Origin of the sequence: Rhizobium sp. ARZ01 (genome assembly GCF_014851675.1) — a bacterium.
Classification (GTDB): domain Bacteria; phylum Pseudomonadota; class Alphaproteobacteria; order Rhizobiales; family Rhizobiaceae; genus Mycoplana.
In genome coordinates this window covers 2,667,054-2,686,135 of the sequence record NZ_JACVAE010000001.1, presented here as the reverse complement: position 1 = coordinate 2,686,135, position 19,082 = coordinate 2,667,054, and the positions used below count along the sequence as shown (strand labels likewise).

Genomic DNA, 19,082 nt, shown 5'->3' with positions numbered 1-19,082 from the left:
TTATGGCGTCACTCTACGCAATCCGCCGGGCAAGGCCAGCGCAATTTGAGGCGCCCGGAAAGATTGTGCTGGCATCTCGCCGCACGCGACGCAGCCAGACCCGCCGACGGATCAGATCCAGCCGCCAAGCTCGCGGCGAACGACCTTCTCCAGCACCGCCATCCCTTCTGGGCTGTCGTTGAGGCAGGGGATGTGGGTGAATTTCTCACCGCCGTTGTGGAGGAAACTCTCCGCCGCCTCACCGGCAATTTCCTCGAGCGTTTCCAGACAGTCCGATACGAACCCCGGATTGATCACGGCGATGCGCTTCACGCCATCCTGCGCCAGCTTTTCGACCGTCTTGTCGGTGTAGGGCTGCAGCCATTCCTCCGGGCCGAAGCGTGACTGGAATGTAACCTGCAGCTTTTCCTTCGACCAGCCAAGCCTGTCGCGCAGGAGGCGCGCGGTCTTCTGGCACTGGCAGTAGTAGGGGTCGCCCTTGTCGAAGTAGCTCTTGGGAATGCCGTGGAAGGAGGTCAGAACCACCTCCGGCTCCCAGTCGAGGCCGGCGAGATGCCGGGTGATCGAGGTCGCGAGGGCTTCGATGTAGGCCGGATCGTCGTGATAGGGCGGTACCGTGCGAATGGCCGGCTGCCAGCGCATCTTCAGGAGCGCCTCGAAGGCCTTGTCGTTGACGGTGGCGGTCGTGGCTGCGGCGTACTGCGGATAGAGCGGGAAGACGAGGATGCGCTCACACCCCTCCTTCTGCAGATGCTCCATGCGCGAGGCGACGGAGGGCTGACCGTACCGCATGGCCCAATCCACAACGATCTGCGGATGATCGGCGAGGGACTGCGCCATGAGTTCAGCCTGATTGCGCGTGTAGGTACGCAGAAAACTCTCGTTCTTCTCCTTGTTCCAGATCAGCTCATAGGCCTTGCCGACCTTGCCGGGGCGGGTGTTGAGCACGATGCCGAACAGGATGGGATACCAGGCAATCTTCGGCCATTCGATCACGCGTTTGTCCGTCAAGAACTCCTTCAGGTAGCGCCGCATCGAGCGGTAGTCGGTTCCATCGGGGGTCCCGAGATTGACGAGCAGGACGCCAACTTTTCCGTGCTTTACGAACGGGTGGTCGGCGGGCTTTTCGGCGGCGGTTTGCATGTTCGGTCCTGTTCGGGCTCATTATCCGGATGGCCAAAATTGTCGACCATCAACTCTGCAAGCGTTCTAAAAAGAAATGCCGGTCCGGGAAAGCCCGAACCGGCGGATATGTGGAGACAAATTGTCCTTTTACTTGGCCGGGACCTGAAGCTCCGAGCCGATCACGAGCGCGCGCGGCTCCGGATTGCCATTGGCCTCGGAAATCTTCTTCCAGAGGTGGCCCTCGCCATAGGCCGACTTGGCGATGTCCCAAAGCGTATCGCCGCGGACGATGACGTGCTTGGTCGAGCCGCCACTCGCGCTGGTTTGGGTGCCGCCTGTGGAGGCGCTTCCGACGCCGGTGGGAGCCTCGGTCGACGCTGCGGTGCTCGCGACCGCTGTAATGCGGCCGTCGATGTAAGGCTTGTAAGGGCGATTGGCCGCGAGATAATCGGCCACGACCTGGTCGAGCGTCGGCCCGTAGTCATAGGCGTTCGACGCTCCGGTCGCGAAGATCTTGTAGCCGTCACCGCCGGCGCGCATGTAGTTGTTGGACGCGAGCGTATAGGTCTTGGCCGGATCGAGCGGTACGAAGGCGTCGCCTTCCTTCATCTCGACGGCGACGACGCGGCTGCCGGCGGGCTTCGACTTGTCGAAGGAGAACTTCATCCCAGCGACCTGCGGGAAGCGGCCGCCGCCCTCCTCGATCTGGCTCAGTCCGTTTTCAAGCGCTGTAACGAGATCAGCGCCCTTGAGTTGGAAGGTGGAGACCGTGTTCTGGAACGGCAGCACCGTCACCACTTCGCCCATTGACACCGGACCGCCATCGATCGACGCGCGCAAGCCACCGCCGTTGGTGATGGCGGCGGTTACGCCCTGGCTCTTCGTGCGATCCAGGAGGGCATCGGCAACGAGGTTGCCCATCTGGCATTCACCGGCGCGGCAGGTCTCGCGCGAACCATCGATCGGGCCGGCCGTCTCGGCGACGATCTTGGCCTTCAGTTCCTCGATCGGCCCCGCAAGCTCCTTGACGCGGGCGACGACCGCTTCGTCCGGCTTGAAGCTGGAATCGAGCAGGATCGGATCGCCCTTGGCTTCCTTGACGACGCCCTTGTCGTCGAACACGATCTTCAGATTGCCGAGATACTTCGTATAGGCGCCGGCCTGAACCACCGGGACCTTGTAGCCGCCCGGATTGTCAACCATCGTCGGGTAGGGCCCTTCGGCCTTCTCGTCGGTGTTGGAAAGAAGGCTGTGCGAGTGACCGCCGACGACCACGTCGACATCCGGGATCTTCGCTATGGCTGCGAGGTCGCGCGGGTAGCCGACATGGGTCAGCGCGATGATCTTGTCGACGCCCTGCTTCTTCACTTCGGCGACCGCCGCCGTGATGTCTGCCACGTCGTTGCCGATCAGCACGTTCGGGCCGGGCGAGGAGATCTCGTCTGTGTCGTTCGCAACCGCGCCGACAATGCCGATTTTCTGGCCGCCGACATCGAGCACGATGAACGGCTTCACCCGGTCGCCGAGCTTGGAGCTTGCGCCGGCTGCGACGTTCGCTGTCACCACAGGGAACTGGACCTTGTCGAGGAACGCGGCAAGCCCGTCCTCGCTGTCGTCGAACTCGTGGTTGCCGACGGTCATTAAGTCGAACTTCATCAGGTTCAGGAATTCTGCCTCGGCCGTGCCCTTGTAGGTCGTGTAGAAGAGTGATCCCTGAAAATTGTCACCGGCGTTCAGCAGCAGCACGTTCTTGCCGGAAAGTGCCTGGCGCTGCGCGTCGATCGCGGTCTTGAGGCGGGCAACGCCGCCGAAGCACTCGTTCTTGCCTTCCTCTTCCGCCGAGCAGGTGGAATCGAACTTGTTGATCGGTTCGATGCGGGAATGCAGGTCGTTGATGTGCAGGATGTCGAGTTCATAGTCTGCGAAAGCGGTTCCCCCGGAAAGGGCAAGCAGGGAAGCGGTCAGCAGACCGATGCGGACTGAATTCATGGACGTGTTCTCCTCGTCAGGCGGAATGACCGCTTCTCAACCCTTCATGGGTGGGCGGACTCGTCTTCTGCGCGAGCGATGCTTCCACTACATCCAGACAACTTCAAGAGGGAAAACCGCAAGCCGCGAAATGGACTTTGAAGACGGTTAAGGCGAGCGGCGGACGCAGCCGCCCGGGCGAGATGGACGGGCAGGGTGCGATCTGCTAGTCCGACGTCCGGCGGTAGCTGTCGCACCTCGTCCTTCGGCGCTGCCGACAGCGCCGATCGTCATAGCTGGAGCGACTGAAGTGCGCGGCAAGAGTCCCCGCAACACCGGAAATGTCACCTTGCAGCGCGCTTTCTCGAAGCTCGGTATCTGCTCGCGCACGCAGGCCGAGGCTTTCATCGCGGCTGGCCGCGCTCGCGTCAACGGGCGCAAGGTGGTTGATCCGAACACCTGGGTCGATCCCGCGCGGGACCGGATCGAGCTGGATGGCGAGGTGCTCGAGGCCAACGACAAGGTTTATCTGGCGCTGAACAAGCCCCGCGGCCTGGTCACGACGCGTACCGATCCGGAAGGGCGCCCGACAGTTTTCGATTGCCTGAAGGATTTGAACTTGCCCTTTGTTTCGCCCGTCGGGCGGCTGGACAAGGCGAGCGAAGGACTGCTTCTCTTTACCAACGATACGGCCTTCGCCCAGCGCCTGCTGGATCCGGACACACATGTTGGCAAGCTCTACCACGTGCAGGTTCGCGGCGCGCCGAGCGATGAGGATTTGCAGCGGATGATGTCCGGCGTGGTCCACGATGGCGAGATGCTGCAGGCATCCGCTGTCCGCGTGCTGCGCTCCGGTGACAAGAACTGCTGGCTGGAGGTGGAACTCGACGAGGGCAAGAACCGCCAGATCCGCCGGATTATCGAGGTGCTCGGTCTGGAAGTCCTGCGTCTGATCCGGGTGGCGATCGGCGATCTGCTCCTCGGTGACCTTCCCAAAGGCAACGCGCGGCATCTTACGGCCGCGGAAGTCCTTGCGTTGCAGTCACAGACCGGGATGAAATAAAGACACATCAACCAGAATAGGCAACGCCACACATTTATTCCTGCGAGGAACAATGACCGTTCTGATCCGCCCCTACGCACCTGGCGATTTCGATGTGATCTGCACCTGGTTCCCGGACGAGGCATCGGCGGTCCAATGGGGCGGGCCTGATGTCCGTTATCCACTCGATCCGGCACAATTCGCCGCGATGCAGCAGGAGACCGAGGGCGACACGCCCGGGCGATGGATGTTTACGGGTGTTGCGGGGGAGGCGGTGGCAGCCCATGCGCAAGTCGTACTCGATTGGCGTCATGGCATTGGACGGCTTGCCCGGGTGGCGGTGAGCCCCGCCTTTCGCGGCAAGGGCTTGGCCCTGCCGTTTCTGCGCCAGGTCGTCGGCCGCGTGTTCGAGCAGGCCGCGATGGAGCGGCTGGAACTGTATGTCTACACGTTCAACGCTGCCGCGATCGCGACTTACAGGCGGCTCGGCTTCGTTGAGGAGGGTGTGCGGCGATCGTCGGTCAAGGTCGGCGCAGAGCGGTGGGATACGGCGATCTTTGCCCTGCTGCGCGAAGAATCTGACGCTCGCGCATTGAACGCGGGCGCCCCGAGCCGTTGAGCATCAAGCGAAACCACGATGCTTCGCTTCATTGGTGGAGGCTCAACCCTGCCGGCTGAGCGTGAACTGGGCACCCGAACCTGAGGTGCAGTTCAGCTGGCGCGGCGTAACGAGCGAGCAGTTCGCCTTCGAGGCCGTCTTGGAAATGTTGGAGTAGAGGCTGATCTCGATCAGGCCGCCGGGCTGGGTAACGTAAGTGCCGGTTGCCATCGTCGTGTTGGTGTCCGTCGTCTTCGTTGCAAACTGGCCGGCGTTGAAGGTTGAAACCAGACCGTTTGTGTCAATCCATGATCCTTCCACGCCCTGCGGCGCTTGAGCCACCGGTGCTGAGGCCGGCGCGCGCGACGACTGGCAGGCGGCGAGCGTCGCAGCCGCTGCCAGAAGGGTAGCAAAGATCAAGGGTTTCATAGAGGTCTCCGTAGCCTTGCCCAATGATACGGCGTTGAAAATATTGCCAGACCATGCCGTGATCGGCCGGTGAATGCAAGAGAAAGGCCCCGCTGGCGAAACGTTATCCGTCCCAAAACGAGACGCCCGCGGCTTGCCGCGGGCGTTCCAGATAGTGGCTTGTTACACTGAGAATCAGCGAAACAGGATGTTGCGGAACTGCCAAGGATCCTTCGTGTCGAGATCCTCGGGGAAGAGGCCCGGGCGGCCGTCGAGCGGGGTCCAGTCGGTGTAGTGACCTTCGATCGGGCCGAGATAGGGGCGCTGGACTTCCAGGCAACGCTGGTAGTCCATCTCGTCGGTTTCGACGATGCCGGCCCTCGGATTCTCAAGCGCCCAGGCCATGCCGGCGAGAACTGCGGAAGTCACCTGCATACCCGTCGCGTTCTGGTAGGGGGCGATGCGGCGGGTTTCCTCCAGCGACAGGCGCGAGCCGTACCAGTAGGCATTCTTGTCGTGGCCGTAGAGCAGCACGCCGAGTTCATCGAGACCGTCAACAAGTTCATCCTCGTCGAGGACGTGGTGCACCGGCTGCGCATTGCCGCCGTTGCCGAACATTTCGTGCAGCGAGAGCACGGCATCGTTGGAGGGGTGGTAGGCGTAGTGGCAGGTCGGACGGTAGACGACTTCGCCGTCCTTGCCGCGAACGGTGAAGAAGTCGGCGATCGAAATCGACTCGTTATGGGTGACGAGGAAACCGTATTGCGGGCCCGGTGTCGGGCACCAGGTGCGCACGCGCGTGTTGGCGCCGGGCTGCTCCAGGTAGATCGCAGCCTTGCAGCCCTTCTTTTGCTTTCTGGCGTTCTTCGGCATCCAGTTCTCGTGGGTGCCCCAGCCGAGTTCGGCCGGCTGGAGGCCTTCGGAGATGAAGCCTTCCACCGACCAGGTGTTCCAGAAAGTGTCCAGCGGCTTCGGCCGCTTGGTACGCTGGGTGTCGCGTTCAGCGATATGGATGCCCTTGACGCCGACCTTCTTCATCAGCTTGGCCCAGCCTTCGCGGTCGTCCTGCGCAGGCACGTCATGCTTGATACCGAGATCGCCTGCGAGGTTGACCAGCGCTTCCTTGACGAACCAGGAGACCATGCCCGGATTGGCGCCGCAGGTGGAGACGGCCGTCGTGCCGCCCGGGTTCTTCGCCTTTTCCTTGCGCAGTGTCTCGCGAAGCGCGTAGTTGGTGCGGTCCGCATTCTTCATGTTCTTGTCGAAGTAGAAGCCGAGCCAGGGCTCAATGACGGTGTCGATGTAGAGCGTGTCGTGCTTGCGGCAGAACCTCATCAGGTCGACCGAACCGGTATCGACCGAGAGGTTGACGACGAAAGCCTGTCCGCCGCCTTCCTTGATCAGCGGCTTCAGCAGTTCCTTGTAGTTGTCCTTCGTCACGAACTCGGTGATATGGCGAACACCATGGCGGGCGTAGATCTCGTCGTCGGCTGCGTCCTTGCGCGGCTCGATGACGATCAGTCGGTTCTTGTCATACTTGAAGTGCCGTTCGATCAGCGGCAGCGTGCCGCGGCCGATAGAGCCGAAACCGATCATGACGATCGGACCTGTAATTTCGCCATGAATCGGGTATGTGGTGTCTGCCATTTTCCTTCGATCTCCTTCGGGAGTGCGCGCGTGATTCGCGAAAAGGAGGGCCAGCGGCCCTGTCTTCAGCATGAAAATGCCTAGAGCACAGAATTCGGTCACAATAAAGTGGGCACGAAGCGTCGCGTTTACTTGTCAACCGGTGCCGATCATCCGGAGCTGGTGTGCGAGTTCAGCGCGCTTGTCGACGAGCCCTTTATATTCGGCCTGAGGATCGGTCAGCTCCTCCAGTTGATCGGCGAAGGTCGCGGCGACCTCGGACGCATTGGGCAGGCTGCGAACCACAGCAAGCGGATCGTTGTAGATGCGGATGGTGAACAGGATGTCGCCGGAGACGGGCAATCGCCGCAGCGTCTGACGCTCGTCGCGGGCAAAGGTTCTTTCCAGCGACAGATCATGACCGGCGGGCAGGGCGCCGTGGGCCTTGGAGGCCGGGTAGTACAAGTCCGCATCCGGATTGATCGACCAGTTGAAGCGGAATACGGGCCTATCGGCCTGCAGGTTGTCGAACATGCGGTTGATCAGGCCTGCATTTCGGGTCCCATCACCGAAACCGGGCACGGGCGCGTGAATATCCTCCATGCGCCGGCCGAATTTCTCCGGCAGCGACCAGGAGGAGGGGAAGGCGACATAGCCCGCAACGAGGTGCCAGCCGCTGTCGCGGCGGCGCATAATGACGAGATCGTCCTGAACAAGCGAACCGGCCGTCAGAAGCGGGGGTTGGTTGGCATCGTCAAGTCGAATCCGGCGTCCTGAAACCGAGACTGTACCGCCATCCTGCTGATAATGCTCAGGGTGCCGTCGCAGGACGAAGTCGGAGACTAGCGCTAGCACCTCGGCCTGCGCCGCCTGCGTATCGCTCTCCGCGACGAAGACGTTGGGGCGATGAAGTCCGAGGACGCGGTCCTTTTCCGTCAGATAGCGCTCGATCTCGCCGTCGGGTTCGATCCAGCGATCCGGGTCGAGTGCGCCAAGACCGATGGTGAAGAGCCGGGCGGAACCGTCATAGGGGGTATAGAGCGGAAGGTTCATGCAAGTCTCGCAGGGATCAGGCCGCGCAGCGAATTGCCGACGTAAAAGGGATGGCGTCGCAAGTCCTCGACCTGCAGAGGTTGCTCCGTGGCGCGGCCGGTTTCGAGCAGTTCCTCGCGTAGCACGCCCGCCAGCAGACCGCAGGCCAGCGGCGGTGTCTTCATGATGCCGGTGCCGTCGTCGAGGAAGATCGAGGTGATCGTGCCTTCACAGGCTTCCCCGCGTTCGTTGAGGAGGACAACTTCGTCGGCATCGACTGCCGGGAACTCGGCGCGCGCGGCTTCGTAGGCGGCGCGGCGCGACGTCTTGTGGCGCAGCAGGGGATCGGTGGACGAAAGGCGTGTCGTCGCAACCTTCACGGTCCAGCGGGCGTCGGCGGCAAGCGGTTTGAACGGCGCTGTCGTCACCTCGATTCGGCCGTCGGCGAAGAGTTCGAGGCGGACGCGCAATGGCGAGGCTTCCACTTCCGGCGAGGGAGTGGGAAGGGGAGGCGCCGTGACCGCTTTCGTCAAAGCCCGTTCAGCCCCACCTGCGCCGACCATGCTCAATGCTTCGGCCGACCGCTGTAAGCGTGCCAGATGCCGGTCCAGCCGGACAAACCCGTCTCCTGGTTCCCAGCGCAGCGTCTCGATCAGCGAGATATCCATTGGTCCCCCACGGCGAAACGGGCCTTCAGCAGGCACTCCTCGTACTCCGCCTCGGCCGTTGAGTCGAAAACGATGCCGCCGCCAACATTGAAGATGGCCTCGCCGCCGTCGAACAGCGACAGCGTGCGGATCGCTACGTTGAATTGCATCGTCCCGTCGGGTGCGATCATGCCGATTGCGCCGCAATAGGCGTCGCGCGGGCCGGCTTCGAGGTCGTGCAGGATCTCCATCGCCCGCATTTTCGGCGCGCCGGTGATCGAGCCGCAGGGGAAGAGGGCGGCAAAGATGTCGCGGATCGAGATGTCCGGCACGAGCTTTGCCCGCACGTGGCTGACCATCTGGTGCACGGTCGGGTAGGTCTCGATGGCAAAGAGCTTCGGTACTTCCAGCGTGCCGACCTCCGTGACCCGCGAGATGTCGTTGCGCAAGAGATCGACGATCATCCGGTTTTCCGCCTGCGACTTGGGATCGGCCAGCATCGCAGCGACGATCTCCGCGTCCTCGGCTGCGTTGGCCCCCCGTGGTGCGGTCCCCTTCATCGGATGTGTCTCGATCCAGCCGTCCTTGTCGACGCGGAAGAACAGCTCCGGCGAGCGCGACAACAGGATCGGCCCGTCGAGCGAGACGAGGGCACCGTACTTGACCGGTTGGCGCTCGATCAGCGACCAGAAGGCGGCGACAGAATCGCCGTTCCAACGAGCACGGATCGGCATCGTCAGGTTCGCCTGGTAGCAGTCGCCTTCGCGCAGGTGGCGATGCAGCCGGTCGAAGCGCCGGCGATAGGCTTCGAGATCCCACTCGGCCCTCGGCTCGGTGACGAAGGGCTCGTTCTCGACGCGTTGCTTCGGCAACGCCAGTGGATGGTTGTCGGCAGGCGCGTCGAAGATGCCGAAGCTCATCAGCGGCGTTTCGCGACCGTCGATCGTATAGGGTGCAAGCTTCGGTTCGAAAAGATGGCCGGCCTCGTAGCTGATGAAGCCGGCGATCCACTTGCCTTGGTCGTGCGCCGCCTGCAGCGCGCGGAACGCCGGCTCGAATTCCGATCGCTGCCGCACGGTGACCATGAGGGAGGGCCTGGCGAAGACCGTCGTCCGGTCCTTGCGGTCGTCCCGAAGGAGCACAAAGCGTTCGCGATCGGTCATCTCATCGGTTCTCGGCAGGTGAATCAGGGCGCCTTATCAAGCGCTTCCAACTCATCGATGAGCCCTTCGATCATCGACAGGCCCTTGCTCCAGAACGACGGATCGGCGGCATTGAGGCCGAACGGCTGCAAGAGGTCGGAATGGTGCTTGGTTCCGCCGGCCTTGAGCATCTCGAAATACTTCTCCTGGAAGCCGCTTTCGGCCTGCTGATAGACGGCATAGAGCGAGTTCACCAGGCAATCGCCAAAGGCATAGGCGTAGACGTAGAAGGGCGAATGGATGAAGTGGGGAATATAGGCCCAATAGGTCTCGTATCCCTCCGAGATGCGGATCGCCGGGCCGAGGCTTGCGGACTGCACCGACAGCCACAGCTCACCGATCTGGTCGGCAGTCAGTTCGCCCTCCTTGCGGGCGGTGTGTACCTTGCGCTCGAACTCGTAGAAGGCGATCTGGCGCACGACCGTGTTGATCATGTCCTCGACCTTCTGGGCCAGCATCGCCTTGCGCTCGCGTTTGTCCTTCGTCTGGTCGAGAAGGCTGCGGAAGGTCAGCATTTCGCCGAAGACCGATGCCGTCTCTGCCAGTGTCAGCGGCGTGGAGGCCATCAGCGCACCCTGGCTGCCGGCCAGCACCTGGTGGACGCCGTGGCCGAGTTCGTGGGCCAGCGTCATCACGTCGCGCGGCTTGCCCATGTAGTTGACCAGCACGTAGGGGTGCGCGGAGGGAACGGTCGGGTGGGCGAATGCGCCGGGTGCCTTACCGGGACGCACCGGTGCGTCGATCCAGTTTTCATCGAAGAAGCGGCCGGCGATCGCCGCCATTTCCGGCGCGAAGGCACGGTAGGCCGAAAGCACGGTGTCCTTCGCGTCGCTCCAGGGGATCAGCGCGTTCGGCGTCTCCGGCAGCGGCGCGTTGCGGTCCCAAAATTCCATCTGTTCCATTCCGAGCCATTTCGCCTTCATGGAGTAGTAGCGGTGCGAAAGGCGCGGATAGGCATCGCGCACTGCCGCGGCCAGTGCGTCGACCACCTCGCGCTCGACGCGATTGGCTAGGTGCCGGCTGTCGGCGATATCCTCGAAACTCCGCCAGCGGTCGGAGATCTCCTTGTCCTTGGCGAGCGTGTTGGTGATCAGCGCGAAAGTGCGGATGTTTTCCTTGAAGGTCTTGGCCAGCGCCATCGCGGCTTTCTTGCGGGTCTCGCCATCCACGTCCTGCAGCAGGTTGAGCGCGACTTCCAGCGGCATTTCCTCGCCGTCGATCGTGTAGCGTAGCGACGCCATTGTCTCATCGAACAGGCGGTTCCAGGCGGCCGCGCCTGTCATGGATTTTTCCAGGAAGAGTTGTTCGGTGCGATCGTCAAGTTGGTGCGGCTTGTCCTTGCGCAGGTCCTCGATCCAGGGGCGGTAATGTGCGGCGAGTGTGTCACGTTCCAGGCTTTCGGCGAGGCGTGCGTCTTCTATCCTGTTCATTTCCAAGGAGAAAAACAGGAGATGGGCGGAGATGTCGGTGATCTTCGCCTGCACGTCGCCGTAGAGCTTGCCGTTTGCCGGGTCGGTCGTGTTGGAGAAGTAGGTCAGGCCGGCGTAGGAAGCGACACGGCCCAGAAGGTCTTCCAGCCCCTCGAATTCCTTCACCGCCGCGCCGATGCCTTCCGCTCCGGTCTTGCCTGCGGCCTGTTCGAGCTTACCCTTCCACCGAGCCTCGAAAGCGATCGCGTCGGTCATGCCCCGTTCCAGGTCGGCGAGGAACTCCTGTGCCGTCGGCGAGGCATAGAGATCGGCCAGGTTCCAGTTCGGCAGGTCGCCGAGGTCACCGGTGATCGCGCCGGCCGTGGCCGTTGCGTGGTGGATTGCGGGCGAAACGTTCAAAGCGGACATCGGAAGCCTCGTCTGTGATTGCAGCGCACTTGCTTGCGTCGCCATTGGTTAAAATGCAAGCCTTTCTCAAAACGGCATGTTCAACCCTTCGTGCGAAGGTCCAACTGTATAGTTGTGCCAACACTGCGCATGACGCGCGGCGAGGAGGTTCCAATGACGGCCCACATTCTTGTTGTCGATGATGATCCTGTCCAGCGCAGGCTTCTAAAGAACATGATCGAGCGCAACGGCCATGTGGCGCACATGGCCGAGAACGGCCGCGTCGGCCTGGAAGTGCTCGACCGCAAGGGCGGCCTGATCAGTGTGATCCTGCTCGACCTGATGATGCCGGAAATGAACGGATCGGCCTTTCTCGACGCGCTCGCTGAACGCGAGAGCACGATTCCGGTGATCGTGCAGACGGGGCAGGGCGGGCTGGAGACCGTCGTAATCGCCATGCGTGCCGGTGCGTTCGATTTCGTCGTCAAGCCGGTCTCGCCTGAGCGCCTCGGTGTCGCGATCGACAACGCGCTGAAGCTGGAGCAGCGGGATCATCGCGGCCGGCCGAGCCGTCGCAATCGCAGCGAAGCCGTCCAGTTCGAGGACATCGTATCGGCAAGCCAGGAAATGCTGCGCGTCATCGACCTCGCCCGCCGGGCCGCGCAGTCCAACATTCCCGTCGTCATCGAAGGTGAGTCCGGTGTCGGCAAGGAAATGGTGGCGCGCGCCATCCAGGCGGCAAGCGACCGCGCGCACAAGCCCTTCGTCACCGTCAACTGCGGAGCGATCCCGCACAATCTCGTCGAAAGCATCCTGTTCGGCCATGAGAAGGGCGCCTTCACCGGCGCGACGGAGCGGCATATCGGCAAATTTGCCGAGGCCGATGGCGGAACGATCTTCCTCGACGAGATCGGCGACCTGCCGCTCGAAGTCCAGGTCAAGCTGTTGCGTGCCGTCCAGCAGGGCGAGATCGAAACGGTGGGCGCCCGCACTCCACAGAAGGTCAATGTCCGGCTGATCTCGGCCACCAACAAGGACCTGATCACGGAGGTGAAGGAAGGGCGGTTCCGCGAGGACCTCTACTATCGCCTGAACGTCTTCCCTATAACCATTCCCGCACTTCGCAAGCGTAAGGAGGACATTCCAGTCCTCGTCCGCTCCTTCGTCGAACGCTTCGCCGGCGAACAGAAGCTTGCCACGCCGCTGACGCTATCTTCGGCCGCCATGGCATTGCTGACCGCCTTCGATTGGCCGGGCAACATACGGCAGTTGGAGAACGCGATTTTCCGCGCGGTTGTCCTGGCACAGGGGCCTGAACTGCAGGCGTCCGATTTCCCGCAGATCGCGACGCAGGTGCCGGGCTACACGCTGACTGAAGCTGGCACCGTGTCCTGGGAGGCCGCAACTGCGCCGATGTCCGTCAAGGCCGTGGAAAGCGAGCTGCCTTCTGTCTATCCCGACTTTCGCCCACGCGAGACGGCCGAATCACTGCCGCCGGCCGCAAGCGAAAACACGATTGCGAGCGTGGATCGCGGCGGGCAGGTGCGCCGGTTGGCCGATGTCGAGGAAGAACTCATCCGTTTTGCCTTGAAGTTTTACCATGGCCAGATGAGTCAGGTTGCTCGGAAACTAGGCATTGGTCGGTCGACGCTTTATCGAAAGCTGAAAGATTATGGTATCGATCCTGAAAACCCATTGAAGGAAGCCGCCTGATTTCGGTTGATTTCTCAGGCTTCTCGTGTTTTTCCCGTTGCCGTTCACCCCTTATTAGTGGATCGTTCACTATGTTTGGGGCGTATTGGAGACTGTGGCGAATTTGCCATGCTGTTACCGCAATTGGTGGTCATCTGAGAATTCAGGGACACACCTATTGTCTGTAAGACGGGGATAGAGTTGGCAGACATTATTGGATCGATGACGCTCCGGGGAGCCAGCGCTCTTGCCATGTGCAAAGCGGCGCTCGCGAAGGCCCCCAGGATTTTGACCATCGCTGCGATGACCGTTTCGCTCGTCGTCCCCGCCATGGTTCCCTCCGCGACAGATGCTGCCTCCGGAACGCGTTCGCTGAAACTCTATTACGTCCACACCAATGAAAAGGCGGAGATCACCTTCAAGCGCAACGGTCGCTATGATCAGAAGGGCCTCCAGCAGCTGAACCGTTTCCTTCGTGACTGGCGCCGCAACGAGCCGACGAAGATGGACCCGCGCCTTTTCGATCTCGTCTGGGAAGTCTACCAGAAGAGTGGTTCGCGCGGTTATATCAACGTCGTCTCCGCCTACCGTTCACCGGCCACCAACTCGATGCTGCGCTCGCGCTCCAAGGGTGTTGCGAAGAAGAGCCAGCACATGCTCGGCAAGGCGATGGACTTCTACATTCCCGACGTGAAGCTGAAGAAAGTGCGCGAGATCGGCATGAAGTTCCAGGTAGGCGGTGTCGGCTACTACCCTAATTCCGGTTCGCCCTTCGTTCACATGGACGTCGGCAGCGTCCGTGCCTGGCCGCGCATGAGCCGGCAGGAACTCGTAGGCCTGTTCCCGGACGGCAAGACCATGCACGTGCCTTCGGACGGCAAGCCGCTGCCTGGCTTCCAGCAGGCGGTCGCCGACTACAAGCGTCGCGTCGGTGCCGATGTGGTGCAGGTTGCGGGCGGCGGATCGCCCGACCAGGCAGGTTCCGGCAAGAAGAGGAACTTCCTGGCGGCTCTCTTTGGCGGAGGCGGCGACGAGGACGAAGAACCCACTGCAATCGCCAGCGCCGAACCGCTGGAAGAGGCCAAGCCTGCCGCGCGCGCCTCGGCAAGCGAGGAAGCCGGCGAGCTGCCCGGTGTTGCCGCCAGCCAGCCGAGCGACGTGACACCTGAAGCAAGACCGGTGATCACGGAAACGGAGATTGCCGAGCTGAACGCGCCAGTACCGCTGGTCCGCCCTGCCTTCAAGGAGAACGGCGCACCGGGCGCAACCGAGCTGGCCCTTGTTTCCCCGGCCGCGAACAATACTGCTGCACTCGACGCGGCGCTTTCGCCGGCGGGCGAACAGCAGAACAATCAGTTCGCCGATCTTGGCGGCTACAAGATCCCCGTGCCGGCGCTTCTGGGTAAGCGCCAGCTCCCCGGTGAAGCTGACGAGGGCTTGATGACGGCTTCCGCCGGTGCGCTCGAAGAAGCAGATTTTGGCCTTGTCCCGGTTCCTGGCTCTCGTCCCGGTGATGACGCGGCGCTCCTGGCCGTTGCCGCGGCAGATGTCGGCATTCCGGATCAGCAAGGGGCTGCCAGCATAGCTGCGGTTGCCGAAGCAGAGCGTGAGGATGGCCTCTCCGCCGAGGCCGCGACAAGGGTGGCACTCGCTGACCCAAGCGAAGAAATGGTTGAAGACGAGCCTGTCGAGCTTGCAGCACTCGTACCGCACCCCGCCAGCGCGAACCGTTCGCAGAATGGGTTGACCGCATTCGACGTCCAGCCGAGCGACGTTCCCACCAAGGGCGGTCGTCCGAAGAAGAAAGACGCCGAAGCGGCCGCACGCGGTGCCATCCGCACCGAGCCCAAGCTGAACGACAATATTATCTCGCAGTGGGCACTGGCGCAGGGACGCGTCGAGACGCTGTCGAAGCCGGTCAAGGCGCCGCGGTTCGTTAGCCGTACGCTGCGGGCGGCTCCGACGACCGTCTACATGGCCGGTTTCCAGCAGGAATCGGCTGCGATCGATCCGGGTCGTTTCAGCGGGAACGCCGTCAATTTCATGGAAGTGCGCAAGTTCTCCGAAACGAACTGACCATTTGGCGTCGGCAGTCAAAAGAAAACCCGCGAAACTTGGTTTCGCGGGTTTTTCGTTAGTAGAATTTGTTGTGCCTTACTCGGCGTCCGGCGGCAGATCGATCATGCCGAGTGCCTGGAGATAGGTGTCCAGGATTGCTTCCTGTTCCATGCGCTCGTCCTTGTCCTGCTTGCGGATCTGGATGACCTTGCGCAGGATCTTGGTGTCGAAGCCGGTACCCTTGGCTTCGCCGTAGACATCCTTGATATCGTCGGCGATCGTCTTCTTTTCTTCTTCCAGGCGCTCGATCCGCTCGATGAAGGCACGAAGCTGGTCGCGGGCGACGCCGTGAGCATCGGACATAGTCTTCTCCTCGTTGGGGGAATGAAATTTAAATAGGTGGCTGTGATCTGCCGCGAAGTTCGGGCGAGATCAAGACCCGCGGGACGTGGGACAGTGATTTTTGCCGCTTATACCAGTTTCCCCCACTATTCCTTCGGCTTGTTGATTTCGAAGGCCGCCATCTGGTCGGCGCTGGCTTCCTTCTGATGCAGCGTGCGCCAGGTGTCGTAGGGCATTCCGTAGACGATTTCCCGCGACTGTTCCTTGTCCATGGCCACGCCGGCCTCGTTTGCGGCATCTCGATACCAGTTGGAAAGGCAGTTGCGGCAGAAGCCGGCGAGGTTCATCAGGTCGATGTTCTGCACGTCGCTGCGCTCGCGCAGATGTGCGACCAGCCGCCGGAAGGCCGCAGCCTCGAAGGCCGTGCGCTGTTCATCGCTCAGTTCCATCATTGTCGTCTCCTCTCCGGCACGCGATGCGTATCGAGACGCAAGTCGGACCGGTCTAATGTGCGCTCTCGTTCCGGTCAGTAAGGTCCGGTGCGGGATGCGAATGTCTGATAGGTGTGCAGGCGGTCGTCGGCGTTCAAGTCGGAAAGGATCGGGGCAAGCCGAGAAGCCCATAGCGCGATGCCGGCCCCGTCTGCGATCTCGTCCTGCCGCACCTCGATCAGCGCATGCGGGATGCCTGCGGTCATGCAATGCCGGTACATCGTGTCGCCGCGCAACGCCCCGTCATAGGGCTCGTTGTCGGCGGTGGCGACACCGGGAATCCCGCCGAGGGCGGAAAGCAGCGGGTGTACCGCGCGGTGGTCGCTGTCCCAAAGCACGGTTATGTGCCACGGGCGCGGCACTCCCTTCCAAGCTGGCGTGAACGAATGCAGCGAGATGACGAGAGGTGCCTTACCCGACGCAGCGGCCACGTTCCCGATCACCTGCGACACCGCGCTGTGATAGGGACGATGATAGGCCTCCAGTCTATGCTGCCATTCATCTTCCGATATCGGATGGTTGCCGGGAATGATTGCCCCGTCGGAGATCCTCATGATGAGCGTCGGGTCGTCCTCGCCGCGATTGGGATCAATCAGCAGGCGCGAGAACCTGCTCATCACTGCAGGCACGCCAAGGTGGGCGGCGAGCTGACGTGTCAGCTCCTCGATGCCGATGTCGTAGGAGATGTGACGGGCAAACGCGCTTTCCGGCAGACCAAGCCGCCCGTATTTCACCGGCAAGCGATTTGTCGCATGATCAGCGAGGAGGACGAGGCCGATGCTCGAATCGCCGGCGATGATTTCAAAGGGGCTGTCGTGCGGCTGCTCGGGCTGCATGCAAACTCGCGGGGCGCGTGGAATGTTCCTGGTTTGATGGCATGCCGGCCAGGCAATCGCAAGACGCCGCGCGCCACAACGCTACCGGGAGCAGGGGAGGACGGGGTTCGGGGCGGTGTAATCGATTAGAGTTGCGTTGACATTCGTTCTCCGCCGTCGCAAGAAAGCGCGTGACCAAATCAACGGAGTTCCATTGGAAGCCGTGTCAATTCAAGCTCGCCCCCATCCCCTTCGCCTGGGATCCGGCCTTTCCTTTTTGGGCCTTCTAGCCGCCGCTGCCTTTTTTTCACTGGCAGCGCCCGGCTCCGCTCGGGCAGACTTCCGCGTGTGCAACGGCACCCAGAACCTCGTCGGCGTCGCGATCGGCTATCGCGCCTCGGAGGGCTGGATCACGGAAGGCTGGTGGCAGGTTCCGGCAACGACTTGCGCCACGCTGATCGAAGGCGAGCTGCAGTCGCGCTACTACTACCTTTATGCCGAGGATGCCGCGCGCGGCGGCCGCTGGACCGGTGAGGTCAACATGTGCGTCGCCGAGAACGAATTCAAGATCACCGGCGTTGACGATTGTTTCGCCCGCGGCTTCCAGCGGATGGGATTCAAGGAGTACGACACCGGCCGTCAGGGAAGCTGGATGGTCCAGCTCTCCGATACACCAGGGACGCAAGAAAGCCAGAATTGATGAAGCGGAATAGAAGAGTAAAGATCCTCGCGACGCTCGGACCGGCTTCCGCCGAGGAAGAGATGATCCAGAAGCTGCATGAGGCCGGGGCAGATCTTTTCCGCATCAACATGAGCCATGCCAGCCACGACCTGATGCGCACACTGATCAGCCGCATTCGCTCCGTGGAAGCGCGTTGCGGCCGTCCTATCGGCATTCTCGCAGATCTCCAGGGCCCGAAGCTGCGCGTCGGTAAGTTCAAGGACGGCAAGGCCGATCTCGTCGCAGGCCAGACCTTCACGCTCGACAGCAACGAGGAGCTTGGCGATAGCAAGCGGGTCTTCCTGCCGCATCCGGAAATCCTCCAGGCCGTCAAGCCGGGCCATCGCCTGCTGATCGACGACGGCAAGCTGCATCTGCGGGCCGAGCAGACGGACGGCAAGAAGATCGTCTGCACGGTGATCGCCGGTACGAAAATCTCCGACCGCAAGGGCGTCAGCCTGCCCGATACGCTGTTGCCTGTCGGTGCCCTGACCGAGAAGGACCGGGCGGACCTCGATGCGGTTCTGTCGACCGGCAGCGTCGACTGGGTGGCGCTCTCCTTCATCCAGCGGCCGGAGGACTTGGCCGAGGTGCGCAAGGTCGCGCGGGGTCGTGTGGGCCTCATGTCGAAGATCGAAAAGCCGCAGGCCATCGAACGCATCGACGAGATCATCGAGCTGTCCGATGCGCTGATGGTCGCCCGCGGTGACCTCGGCGTGGAAATGCCGCTGGAGGCTGTGCCCGGCCTGCAGAAGCAGTTGACCCGTGCCTGCCGGCGCGCCGGCAAGCCGGTGGTCGTTGCCACGCAGATGCTGGAATCGATGATCTCCTCGCCGGTGCCGACCCGTGCGGAGGTGTCCGACGTCGCGACGGCCGTGTTTGAAGGCGCCGACGCCATCATGCTGTCTGCCGAATCCGCGTCGGGCGAGTATCCTGTCGAAGCGGTCTCGACCATGGCGTCCATCGCGAGCAAGGTCGAGCGCGATCCGCACTATCCGGGCATCATCAACGCCCAGCGCACCCCGCCGGAGGCGACGGGCGCGGATGCGATCTCACTCGCCGCGCGACAGATCGCCGAAACGCTGAACCTGTCGGCCATCATCTGCTACACCTCGTCCGGCACCACCGGCTTGCGTGCTGCCCGTGAGCGGCCCGAAGTGCCCGTTCTGGCTCTGTCGCCGATCATCGAGACGGCGCGCCGCCTTTCCGTCGTCTGGGGCCTGCATTGCGTCGTCACCGGCGACGCCACCGATCTCGACGACATGGTCAATCGCGCCTGCCGTGTCACCGTGTCGGAAGGCTTCGGCAAGCCGGGCGACCGCATCATCATATCCGCGGGCGTCCCGCTGGGAACGCCCGGCGCAACAAACATGCTGCGTATTGCCTATATTGGCTCGGACGGCGCCAGCGGCGTCTAAGCAGGGTCGCTCTGTGATGATTTTTTGCTAGGCGGGCTTAGGCCCGCCATTCGATTTTTCCGGCCCCGCACCATTACGCA

The 19,082-nt window shown here is 62.4% G+C and carries 17 protein-coding genes; 6 read left to right on the top strand and 11 right to left on the bottom strand.

What is annotated here, in order from left to right:
- Positions 1 to 111 precede the first annotated feature (111 nt).
- Both hemH and IB238_RS12800 read right to left on the bottom strand, forming a co-directional pair.
- Positions 112 to 1,143, bottom strand: a complete 1,032-nt coding sequence (gene hemH, locus IB238_RS12805) for a ferrochelatase (RefSeq protein WP_192246754.1) — start codon at positions 1,141 to 1,143, stop codon at positions 112 to 114.
- 129 nt (positions 1,144 to 1,272) lie between these two features.
- On the bottom strand, positions 1,273 to 3,114 hold the full coding sequence (locus IB238_RS12800; protein WP_192246752.1) for a 5'-nucleotidase C-terminal domain-containing protein: 1,842 nt from the start codon (positions 3,112 to 3,114) through the stop codon (positions 1,273 to 1,275).
- Between the two features lie 289 nt (positions 3,115 to 3,403).
- Between IB238_RS12800 and IB238_RS12795 the strand changes: the two genes are divergently transcribed.
- Both IB238_RS12795 and IB238_RS12790 read left to right on the top strand, forming a co-directional pair.
- A complete protein-coding gene (locus IB238_RS12795) occupies positions 3,404 to 4,156 on the top strand; it encodes a pseudouridine synthase (protein WP_348648231.1) in 753 nt (250 codons plus the stop codon).
- Positions 4,157 to 4,208: 52 nt separating this feature from the next.
- Positions 4,209 to 4,754: a GNAT family protein gene (locus IB238_RS12790; RefSeq protein WP_192246750.1), complete on the top strand. Its 546-nt coding sequence runs from the start codon at positions 4,209 to 4,211 to the stop codon at positions 4,752 to 4,754.
- Positions 4,755 to 4,796: 42 nt separating this feature from the next.
- Here the strand turns inward: IB238_RS12790 and IB238_RS12785 are convergent, their stop codons facing one another.
- From IB238_RS12785 to IB238_RS12760, 6 genes are all read right to left on the bottom strand, one after another.
- On the bottom strand, positions 4,797 to 5,162 hold the full coding sequence (locus tag IB238_RS12785; RefSeq protein WP_192246748.1) for a hypothetical protein: 366 nt from the start codon (positions 5,160 to 5,162) through the stop codon (positions 4,797 to 4,799).
- Between the two features lie 174 nt (positions 5,163 to 5,336).
- Positions 5,337 to 6,788 (bottom strand): homospermidine synthase, encoded by a 1,452-nt coding sequence (locus IB238_RS12780; protein ID WP_192246746.1) that lies wholly within the window; start codon positions 6,786 to 6,788, stop codon positions 5,337 to 5,339.
- Between the two features lie 135 nt (positions 6,789 to 6,923).
- The gene (locus IB238_RS12775) at positions 6,924 to 7,820 is read right to left on the bottom strand and encodes a DUF3445 domain-containing protein (protein WP_192246744.1); all 897 of its coding nucleotides are present in this window, start codon (positions 7,818 to 7,820) and stop codon (positions 6,924 to 6,926) included.
- Positions 7,817 to 8,467, bottom strand: coding sequence for an aminotransferase class IV family protein (locus tag IB238_RS12770; protein WP_192246742.1), 651 nt, complete (start codon positions 8,465 to 8,467; stop codon positions 7,817 to 7,819). Before IB238_RS12770 ends, IB238_RS12775 begins: the two co-directional genes overlap by 4 nt.
- Positions 8,452 to 9,609: an aminodeoxychorismate synthase component I gene (locus tag IB238_RS12765; RefSeq protein ID WP_192246740.1), complete on the bottom strand. Its 1,158-nt coding sequence runs from the start codon at positions 9,607 to 9,609 to the stop codon at positions 8,452 to 8,454. Before IB238_RS12765 ends, IB238_RS12770 begins: the two co-directional genes overlap by 16 nt.
- 23 nt (positions 9,610 to 9,632) lie before the next feature.
- On the bottom strand, positions 9,633 to 11,486 hold the full coding sequence (locus tag IB238_RS12760) for a M3 family oligoendopeptidase (RefSeq protein WP_192246738.1): 1,854 nt from the start codon (positions 11,484 to 11,486) through the stop codon (positions 9,633 to 9,635).
- 153 nt (positions 11,487 to 11,639) lie between these two features.
- Between IB238_RS12760 and IB238_RS12755 the strand changes: the two genes are divergently transcribed.
- Together IB238_RS12755 and IB238_RS12750 are read left to right on the top strand one after the other, a co-directional pair.
- Positions 11,640 to 13,178 carry a sigma-54 dependent transcriptional regulator gene (locus tag IB238_RS12755; protein ID WP_192246736.1) on the top strand — a complete coding sequence of 513 codons (1,539 nt, stop codon included), beginning with the start codon at positions 11,640 to 11,642 and terminating at the stop codon, positions 13,176 to 13,178.
- Between the two features lie 201 nt (positions 13,179 to 13,379).
- Positions 13,380 to 15,233 carry a DUF882 domain-containing protein gene (locus tag IB238_RS12750; RefSeq protein ID WP_192247761.1) on the top strand — a complete coding sequence of 618 codons (1,854 nt, stop codon included), beginning with the start codon at positions 13,380 to 13,382 and terminating at the stop codon, positions 15,231 to 15,233.
- A gap of 78 nt (positions 15,234 to 15,311) precedes the next feature.
- Here IB238_RS12750 and IB238_RS12745 read toward each other — a convergent pair whose 3' ends face one another.
- From IB238_RS12745 to IB238_RS12735, 3 genes are all read right to left on the bottom strand, one after another.
- Entirely contained in the window at positions 15,312 to 15,578 is a 267-nt protein-coding gene (locus IB238_RS12745) for a DUF2312 domain-containing protein (RefSeq protein ID WP_117370542.1), read from the bottom strand.
- Between the two features lie 125 nt (positions 15,579 to 15,703).
- Entirely contained in the window at positions 15,704 to 16,009 is a 306-nt protein-coding gene (locus IB238_RS12740; RefSeq protein WP_192246734.1) for a DUF1244 domain-containing protein, read from the bottom strand.
- A 74-nt stretch (positions 16,010 to 16,083) separates the two neighbouring features.
- Positions 16,084 to 16,884: an N-formylglutamate amidohydrolase gene (locus IB238_RS12735; RefSeq protein WP_192246732.1), complete on the bottom strand. Its 801-nt coding sequence runs from the start codon at positions 16,882 to 16,884 to the stop codon at positions 16,084 to 16,086.
- Positions 16,885 to 17,140: 256 nt separating this feature from the next.
- Here IB238_RS12735 and IB238_RS12730 point away from each other — a divergent pair, with 256 nt between their 5' ends.
- Together IB238_RS12730 and pyk are read left to right on the top strand one after the other, a co-directional pair.
- Complete coding sequence (locus IB238_RS12730; protein WP_192246730.1) at positions 17,141 to 17,563, top strand: DUF1036 domain-containing protein; 423 nt, start codon at positions 17,141 to 17,143, stop codon at positions 17,561 to 17,563.
- Positions 17,563 to 19,002 (top strand): pyruvate kinase, encoded by a 1,440-nt coding sequence (pyk, locus tag IB238_RS12725; RefSeq protein ID WP_192246728.1) that lies wholly within the window; start codon positions 17,563 to 17,565, stop codon positions 19,000 to 19,002. Before IB238_RS12730 ends, pyk begins: the two co-directional genes overlap by 1 nt.
- Positions 19,003 to 19,082 lie beyond the last annotated feature (80 nt).